At 68.6% G+C, this 8,277-nt stretch carries 7 protein-coding genes; 2 read left to right on the forward strand and 5 right to left on the reverse strand.

From position 1 onward, the window contains the following. Positions 1-644: 644 nt before the first annotated feature. The 3 genes from ACTJJK_RS21140 to ACTJJK_RS21150 all read right to left on the reverse strand — a co-directional run bounded on the left by ACTJJK_RS21140 (position 645) and on the right by ACTJJK_RS21150 (position 4,383). Positions 645-1,019, reverse strand: a complete 375-nt coding sequence (locus ACTJJK_RS21140) for a hypothetical protein (RefSeq protein WP_440731189.1) — start codon at positions 1,017-1,019, stop codon at positions 645-647. 213 nt (positions 1,020-1,232) lie between these two features. Continuing rightward, positions 1,233-3,782 carry an ATP-dependent helicase HrpB gene (gene hrpB / locus ACTJJK_RS21145; protein ID WP_440731190.1) on the reverse strand — a complete coding sequence of 850 codons (2,550 nt, stop codon included), beginning with the start codon at positions 3,780-3,782 and terminating at the stop codon, positions 1,233-1,235. Positions 3,783-3,912: 130 nt separating this feature from the next. After that, entirely contained in the window at positions 3,913-4,383 is a 471-nt protein-coding gene (locus ACTJJK_RS21150; RefSeq protein WP_031374123.1) for a hypothetical protein, read from the reverse strand. Between the two features lie 193 nt (positions 4,384-4,576). Between ACTJJK_RS21150 and ACTJJK_RS21155 the strand changes: the two genes are divergently transcribed. Next, entirely contained in the window at positions 4,577-5,371 is a 795-nt protein-coding gene (locus ACTJJK_RS21155; protein WP_031374124.1) for a TatD family hydrolase, read from the forward strand. A 37-nt stretch (positions 5,372-5,408) separates the two neighbouring features. Here the strand turns inward: ACTJJK_RS21155 and ACTJJK_RS21160 are convergent, their stop codons facing one another. After that, positions 5,409-5,861 carry a hypothetical protein gene (locus ACTJJK_RS21160; RefSeq protein WP_223619134.1) on the reverse strand — a complete coding sequence of 151 codons (453 nt, stop codon included), beginning with the start codon at positions 5,859-5,861 and terminating at the stop codon, positions 5,409-5,411. Between the two features lie 325 nt (positions 5,862-6,186). Between ACTJJK_RS21160 and ACTJJK_RS21165 the strand changes: the two genes are divergently transcribed. Continuing rightward, positions 6,187-7,059: a hypothetical protein gene (locus ACTJJK_RS21165; protein ID WP_440731191.1), complete on the forward strand. Its 873-nt coding sequence runs from the start codon at positions 6,187-6,189 to the stop codon at positions 7,057-7,059. 77 nt (positions 7,060-7,136) lie between these two features. Here ACTJJK_RS21165 and ACTJJK_RS21170 read toward each other — a convergent pair whose 3' ends face one another. Next, positions 7,137-7,646 carry a hypothetical protein gene (locus tag ACTJJK_RS21170; RefSeq protein ID WP_440731192.1) on the reverse strand — a complete coding sequence of 170 codons (510 nt, stop codon included), beginning with the start codon at positions 7,644-7,646 and terminating at the stop codon, positions 7,137-7,139. Positions 7,647-8,277 lie beyond the last annotated feature (631 nt).

Raw genomic sequence — 8,277 nt, forward strand, 5'->3', positions numbered from 1 at the left:
TCGCGGCTCGCGCCGCTCCTACCCTAAGAGCATGGCAACCGTTGCTGTTGCTGTGAAAGCTTGGCGCAGTCCCGAACCGCGAGAACACCGGGAGACCCGGAGGGCGGCGCACAGGACGTGCGCCGTTTTTCGATAGGACAAGGATGTCCTATCGGAAAATCCCGGCGGCAGCACCGCACTCGTGGCCTGCGCCCTTGCAAGGAGATCCCTTTTCTTTGGTTAGCTTTGACCGAAGGGAATCCAGACGGACTTTTGGGCTTAGCAAAAGAAAGTAACCCGGCCGCGTCAGCGGACGGAAGCTCTGCTCTTGCGCTGGCTTCTTAAAGAAATAAGATCAAACGCCTAAAGCTTTCGCCACTAAAGCGGCGGACGGAAATTTTGCTTCGGCCTTTATCCGATTGATGCGCCGCTAGACCGTCACATCGCGGTCGCGGCTCGCGCCGTTCCTACCCCTTAGGCTCCCGAAGCCGCTAGGCGAAACCGAAAACACGCGACCACCTTCGGCATGCCCCAAACGAACGAAGCCGGCGCTAGCGCGCCGGCCTCGGGGTATGACGGTTTCAAGCGACTACATTCGCAATCCGGCCACGGCGCAACCACACGCCGATGCCCTATCACTCGGCCTAGTCCACCAGCCCGACGACTTACTCGCTGGCGCTTTCTTCGCTCGCCGCCTTGCGCGTGCCCGACTTGCGGCGCGAGGCGCTGCCGTTGCTATCGGCGCGGCGCGCATCGATGCGACGGGCGCTGCCTTCGATCGGGTCGCCTTCGGCCTGATGTTTCGCCTTGCGGCGCGCGGCGGCGTACCAGAGCAGGCCGGCGCCGGCCACGGCGGCGACCGCGACCACCGGGTTGCGGCGGATGAAACCGCCGGCGGTGCGCGCACCGGTCTTCAGTGCGCCCAGCTTGACGCCCGTCTCCAACCACTGGCCGGCCTTGGGCACATGCTGCTTGATGTTATCGCCGACCGACGACACCAGCTCCAGTGCGCGCTCCGGGAATGAAGTGAACTTGCTCATCGTGTCGATCCTGTGACGAGAGAAACAGACTCCAGTGTCGACGCGGAACCGTTGAAATTCTGTGAGCGCAGTCGCGTCGGACCGGCTGCCGGCTGAATACGGCGCGGTATCGACGACTTCGGCCGATACATAGCCCTTGCACAGCCAACCCATGACCAACACACCTCGCTCATCGCGGTTGACGCATCGGCGCCTTGTGCGACGCCGCTGTGCTCAGGTGCCGCGCGGCTTGGCCCGGTGGGTCGCAGTCGCCGTCCACGGATCGTCGGGCCAGGGGTGCTTGGGATAGCGCCCCTTCATTTCCTTTTTGACCTCGGGGTAGGTGCGCTCCCAGAAACCGCGCAGGTCCTGGGTAACCTGCAACGGCCGCCCGGCCGGCGACAGCAAGTGCAAGGTCAGCGGCACGCGGCCTTCGGCGATGCGCGGCGTATCGGCCAGGCCGAACAGTTCCTGCAGCTTCACCGCCAGCACCGGTGGTACGGCGGCGCCACGTCCATCGGCGGCATGCTCGTCGTAGGCGTAGTCGATGGCGCGCTCCATCCCCGACGGCACCACCATGCGGGTCGGCGCGAGTGCGTCCAGCCGTTGCCGCCACGACCAGTCCGACAGCGAACGCAGGGCTTCGCCGAACGCGCCCTCGTCGAGCGCATCGAGGCGGGTCTTGCCGCGCAAGGCCGGCTTCAGCCAGTCGTCGATACCGGCCATCAAGGCCTCGTCGGACAGGTCCGGTAGCGCGTTGTCGCCCTGGGCCAGCTCGGGCATCCACTCGCGCAGGCAGCGCACACGCGCACGCCACTGGCGCAGGCCGCCGGTCCACGGCAGCGCGTCGAGACCGAGTTGGCGCACCGCATCGACCAGGGCATCGGCGTAACGCGAGGGATCGGGTTTGGCGAGCGGACGGCTGTCGAGCACGATGCGGTCGTAGCGGCGCTCGCGCACCGCCGCGATCGCGCGCGCGGCGGCGTCCCAGACCACCCGGTCCTCGCTGACGAAACGCTGCGGGAACTCGCGCTCCAGGCGCGCTTCGTCGAGCGGCGAGGCGCGCAGCACGCGCGCATCGCGCGGGTCGTCGCGCAGCTCGCTGATCACCAGCCACCGTTCGCCGTAGACCGCGCTGTCGTCGAACAACTTGGCGCTGCGGCCGTTGGCGAGCTGATAGCGGTAAGGGTCGCTGGGGTGCTGGCGGGCGATGCGGTCGGGGAAGGCATGCAGCAGCAGGTCGCCGAGCGCGTGCGCGGGCACCTGGGTCGGCGGTGTCGCGTCGACGCGCAGGCGCCGGCGCCATTGCTTGGCGGCCTGGTCGAGCGCGGCCAAGGCCGAACGCGAAGCATCGGCCGGTGCGCGGCCCTGGCGGAACGCGGCCAGCGCCTGCCAGCGCGCGGCCAGCGCGTCGCCACCGCTGCGCAGCGGGTCGCGCGCTTCGATCAAGGCGGCCAGGTCGCCGGCCAGGGCGCGTTCGCGCGCATCGCTGGGCGCCAGCAGCATCGCCGCCAGGCGCGGATGGGTGCCGAGCGTGAGCATGCGCCGGCCGAACGCGGTGATGGTCGGCGCCGCATCGCCGCGGCCGGCTTCGAGCGCGCCGAGCCGCAGCAACAGTTCGCGTGCCGCGCCCATCGCCCCGCCCGGCGGCGCATCGACGAAACGCAGGCCGGCATCGCCCCAGGCAGCGAGTTCGAGCGCCAGCCCGGCCAGTTCGACCTGGGCGATCTCGGGGCGCCGCTGCGGTTCCAGGCGTTGCGATTCCGGCCACAAGCGATACGCCCAGCCTTCGGCGACGCGGCCGGCACGGCCGGCACGCTGATCGGCGGACGCCTGGGCGATGGCGACCACGTCGAGGCGCGAGAAGCCGCTGTTGGGGTCGTAGCGCGGCTCGCGGGCCAGGCCGGCGTCGATCACCACGCGCACCCCGGGCAGGGTGACGCTGGACTCGGCGACGTTGGTCGCCAGCACGACCCGGCGGCGGCCGTCGGGATCGGGCTGCAGGACCCGGCTTTGCTGCTCGACCGGCAGTTCGCCGTGCAGGCTCAGCACGTCGATGCCGCGCAGCGCCTCGCTGCCGGCCAGGGAGGTATCGGCGCGCGCGATCTCGCGCTGTCCGGGCAGGAACACCAGCACGTCGCCGGGATGCTGCTGCAGGGCGTGCTCGACCGCGCGCCGCAGCTGGTGTTCGAGTTTTTCCTCGCGCCGCGCCGGGTAGTGCCCAATCGTCACCGGATAGCTGCGCCCGGCACTGCTCAGGCGCGGCGCATCCAGAAACTGGGCCAGCCGTTCGCCGTCCAGCGTCGCCGACATCACCACGATGCGCAGGTCCTCGCGCAGCGAGGCCTGCACGTCGAGCGCCAGCGCCAGGCCGAGGTCGGCGGCGAGATGGCGCTCGTGGAATTCGTCGAACACCAGGGCGCCGACGCCTTCGAGGCTGGGGTCGTCCTGGATCATCCGGGTCAGGATGCCTTCGGTGACCACTTCGATGCGGGTGCGCGCGGAGACTTTGTTCTCGAAGCGGATCCGGTAGCCGACGGTTTCGCCGGCGGCCTCGCCGCGTTGCCGCGCCATGAACTGCGCGGCGGCGCGCGCGGCGACGCGGCGCGGTTCCAGCATGACGATGCGTTGGCCCTGCAGCCACGGCGCATCGAGCAGGGCCGGCGGCACCTGGGTGGTCTTGCCCGCGCCGGGCGGCGCTTCCAGGACCAGGCGCGGATGCGCGGCGAGGCTGTCGCGGATCGACGGCAGCAGGGAATCGATCGGGAATTCGGCGGCGTTCACGCGCGCAAGGATACGGTGCGCGGCGCCGATGCGTGCGCGATCGACGCAACCGCCCCGCGAGCACGCCCGCGCGCGACGACGCCGCGGCCGCGCCGGTATTCCTCGGCGTTACGACGAACCTGGGTACGGCTCAGTCCTTGGCGAACTCGCCGCAGCCGTACAACAGCCGGCCGCCGTCCTCGATATCGCCGATGAACACCAGGATCGCCTGACTGTATTTCTTGCGCTTGGTGTCCTGGCAGGGTTTGTCCTTCGGGCTGGCGGTGAGCATGACCAGAAGCTCCTGTTGCTCGCCGGCGATGCTCTGCTTGCCGGACAGCGCGTACTGGGCGGTCAGCTCCAGCGGACCCGGCTCGGGCTTGACCGAGGTCAGGGTGCCGTGGGCGGCGCGGACGCCGCGCGGAAGGGCTAGATCGAATACGACCTGGCCGGGGCCGCTGCGCTTGAGCTGGATGCTCCAGCCGGCCTGACCGTAGTTGCCGCCGTCGAAAGTCGCTTTCGGAAAGTCGTACTTGGGCTTGGATTCGGCAGGTGCGGACGCCGGCAGGCAGGCGAGCAGCGACGCCAGCCCCAGCGCGAAGATCGTCGAGATGATGCGCATTGCGATTTCCCCATGGCGACCGCCCGGCCGCCTTCGAAGGGCATAACGCCGCGTCGCCACGGTCGTGAATCCGCCGCCCGCGACGGCACGGCGGAACCACGATGCGGGCACCGCGCGGCCGTGGACGGCCGAAACTTGGGCTGGCCCGGCCCAGCGCCTACACTGCGCGCTGTTTTCCGCAGCATCTCCACTCATGCAACTGATCGACATCGGCGCCAACCTCACCCACGACAGCTTCGACCACGACCGCGACGCCGTGCTGCAGCGCGCGCGCGACGCCGGCGTGGCGCGCATGGTGATCACCGGCGCCAGCCGCGAGCATTCGCCGCAGGCGCTGGAACTGGCGCGCCGCCACCCGGGCGAGCTGTTCGCGACCGCCGGCGTGCACCCGCACCATGCGAGCGAGTACACCGCCGAATGCGACGCCGAGATGCGCGCGCTGCTGGCGCACGACGAGGTGGTGGCGGTCGGCGAATGCGGGCTGGACTATTTCCGCGACTTCTCGCCGCGCCCGGCGCAGCGGCGTGCTTTCGAGATGCAGCTGCAGACCGCGGTCGACACCGGCAAGCCGCTGTTCCTGCACCAGCGCGATGCGCACGCCGACTTCATGGCGATGATGCGCAACTTCGACGGCAAGCTCGGCCCGGCCGTGGTGCATTGCTTCACCGGCACGCGCGAAGAGCTGTTCGATTACCTCGACCAGGACTGGTACGTCGGCATCACCGGCTGGCTCTGCGACGAACGCCGTGGCCTGCACCTGCGCGAGCTGGTCAAGCACATCCCGGCGGCACGGCTGATGATCGAAACCGATGCGCCGTACCTGTTGCCGCGCACGGTCAAACCGGCGCCGTCGCACCGGCGCAACGAACCGATGTACCTGGCGCACATCGTCGAGGAACTCGCCCGCGACCGCGGCGAAGACGTGGCGACGACCGCGGCCAACAGCAGCGCGGCCGCCACCGCCTTCTTCCGGCTGCCGGCGGCGTAAGCACTCGCCGCCGGTTGACGCCCTCGGGCCGGCGAACTCACTTCATGGTGAAGTTGCCGCAGCCCTTCCATACCTTCCACGGCCCGAGCTTGGCCGGCGTAAGAACGACGGTGTAGGTGTAGGAACCGTACCTTCCGGTGCTCTTGCCCTTGGCGTCGATGCATTGTCTGCCGAGCGGCACCGGCGCCAGCTTCGTGCTCAGACCCGTCGCGGCGGTCCCGTCGCCTAGCTTGCCGACCAACAGGTAATCGCCCATGCCCGAGGCCGCCTTCTGCTGCAGCTTGCCTCTCAGCGGCGTCCGCGACTCCGGCACGGTCAGGGCGTAGTCGACCGAGTAATCCGGCTGGGTGGTCATCGCCACGATCCAGTCGGCGCCATTGCCGCCGCGGAACACCGGCGCCGGAAAGGTGATCTGCTGGGCGGCCGCGGGCGCGGCTGCGAGAGCGGCGGCCAGGCCCAATCCGGCGACGGCGGCGAACATGATGCGCATAAGAGACTCCTGTAGGGGCGACGTGGTGCCGCCGATACCGCTACCAACGCAGCTTCACCGCCGCCGTGAAGCGCCGTCGTCGCGCCGGGCGGTGGCCCGTGGCCGCGATGAAGGCGAAACGACGGTGCGGGGAAGACTGCCGCGGCAACAGGAAAGGCGGCGTCAGCCTCCATCAACGCGGCACGGCGCGGCTTGAGGACAGCGTCCTGGGACGGCGACGGGACAGGCACTAGACTGAGCCGCCTTCGCCGCCCGTCGCGCGCCTTTCGCACGGCGCTGACGACCGCCTCCCCCGCTGCTCGCCTGCCCCGCAAGGATCGACTTCATGGATCACCCCGCATCGCGGTCGCCCGTCTGGTTTCCGCTCGCGCTCGGCGCCTGCGTCTTCGTACTGACCGCAGCGTTCTTCCTGGTCGCGCAGATCGAGCATCCCCTGCCCGAGGGCGCCGACGGCGCCGCCAGCCAGGTCTACGCCTGGCTCGAATGGCTGTGCGGCATCGGCCTGCTGATCGGCGTCAACCTGGTCCTGGCCAGCGCGATCATCGCGCGCCGCGGCCCGCCGCAACGTGCCTGGGCCGCGCTGTTGGTCGCGGTGGCGCTGGTGTTCGGCCTGGGCTATCTGTGGTCGATCGCGGTCATGCAATCGATGCAGGCCCTGAGCGACAGCGTGTCGACAGTGACGCTGTATCGCTGGGTGCCGCCGCTCAACGCCGTCAAGGTGGTGGTCACTTCTTCGATCGGCCTGGCAATCGCCTTCGTCGTGGGCGGCCGCGGCCCGACTCCGGTGGTCTGGAGCGGTGGCCAGCGGCGCCTGATCGGCGCGCTCGTCGCGTTCGGCGTCTGCGCCGGCGTGTTGTTGCTGCTTCAGCACAGCCTGAGCCGCTTCACCGCTCTGGACGACAACGCCCAACGCCACGGCATGACCCTCGCCGCGCTCGGCATCGGCTTCCTGCACGGCCTGTGCTGGGCTCTGCTGCCGGCGCGCCGCGGTGCCGGCGCGATGCCGGCCTTGATCTCGGCCCTGCTGACGCCGCTGCTGATCGTGCTGTCGACGCTGCCGCTGCTGTTGTTGGGCGACAAGCTCGGCCTGGCCGAGCTGCTGGTCATCGTGTTGCTGCTGCTGTTCGCCGCGCCGGTGCTGGCCTCGCTGCTGGTGGTGTGGCTGCACCGCAGGCGTTATCCGGCAGCGCAGGCCTGACGATCTGCGTGGGTCGCACTGAAACCAACGGCCCGCTCGCAGCGGGCCGTTGGTTTTAGCGGGGCGCGGTAGCGCGATCAGTACATTGCGAGGTCGCCGCAACCGCGCATCTGCGGCAGGCCCTCGACGGTGACCTGGACGCTGTGCCGGTGCGCGCCGTCGCCGTCGTCGGTGCAGTCCTTGCGGCTGATCTCGACCACCATCGGCTTGGCGCCCTGCTTCGTCGCCAGTTCGCCGCTCAACACGATCAGGGAACCCGGCGCGTCGGCCGGCTGGCCCTTGTAATCGACCGTGCCGCTGGCCTTCTCGCTGCCGCTGCCCCAGGTCAGCTCGACCTGGTGCGACCTCTCGCCGGTGGCCTGGATCTCGATGCCCCAGTGCTCGCCGAAGCCCTTGAACGCCGGCACCGGACTGACCTTGCCGACCTGATCGGCGCCGATCTTGCCCATCGGCCGGCCCGCCGGCCCCGGATCGCTCGCCGGCGTCGCGGCCGCATCGGCGCTCACCGTGTCCTTGGCCTGCTCGGGGGCCGCGCAACCGGCGGCGAAAGCGATCGACAGGATCGCAGCGAAAGGCATCGGGCGCATGGGGTTCTCCTGGGTAACGTGGGGCCGGTCCATCGCGGCCGGTGCGACGTTGTAACGCAGCAACGGTGCACGAGGGGTCAATGGCGGCGGAGCGCGTTCAGTCGCGCGGCAATGCCGACGCGGGCCGTTGCCGTTGCCTTGAAGATTTTGCTGTTGTTGTGGCTGTGCGTCGCCTCGCACTAGCGAAGGCAACAGAAGACCCGGAGGGCGGCGCGCAGGGATGCGCGCCGTTTTTCATCGGGACAAGGATGTCCCGTATGAAAAATGCCTGCGTATACATCGATCGTGCGGGCCTGTGATTCAAAGCAAAAGCATTTTTCTTTGGTGACTTTTGACCGAAGGGAATCCAGACGGACTTTTGTTGCTTTAGACAAAAGAAAGTTACCCGCCGCTTTAGTGGCGGAAGCTCTTAGCGTTTGATCCTATTCTTGTTTCTGAAGAAGCCATAAGCAAGTGCAGAGCTTCCGTCCGCTACGNGGCCGGGTTACTTTCTTTTGCTAAGCCCAAAAGAAAGCTAACCAAAGAAAAGGGCTCTCCTTGCAAGGGCACAAGCCACGAGTGCGCAGCTAGCGCCGGGATTTTTCGATAGGACATCCTTGTCCTATCGAAAAACGGCGCACGTCCTGTGCGC

This window comes from Lysobacter sp. 22409, assembly GCF_052045105.1.
Classification (GTDB): domain Bacteria; phylum Pseudomonadota; class Gammaproteobacteria; order Xanthomonadales; family Xanthomonadaceae; genus Lysobacter; species Lysobacter antibioticus_B.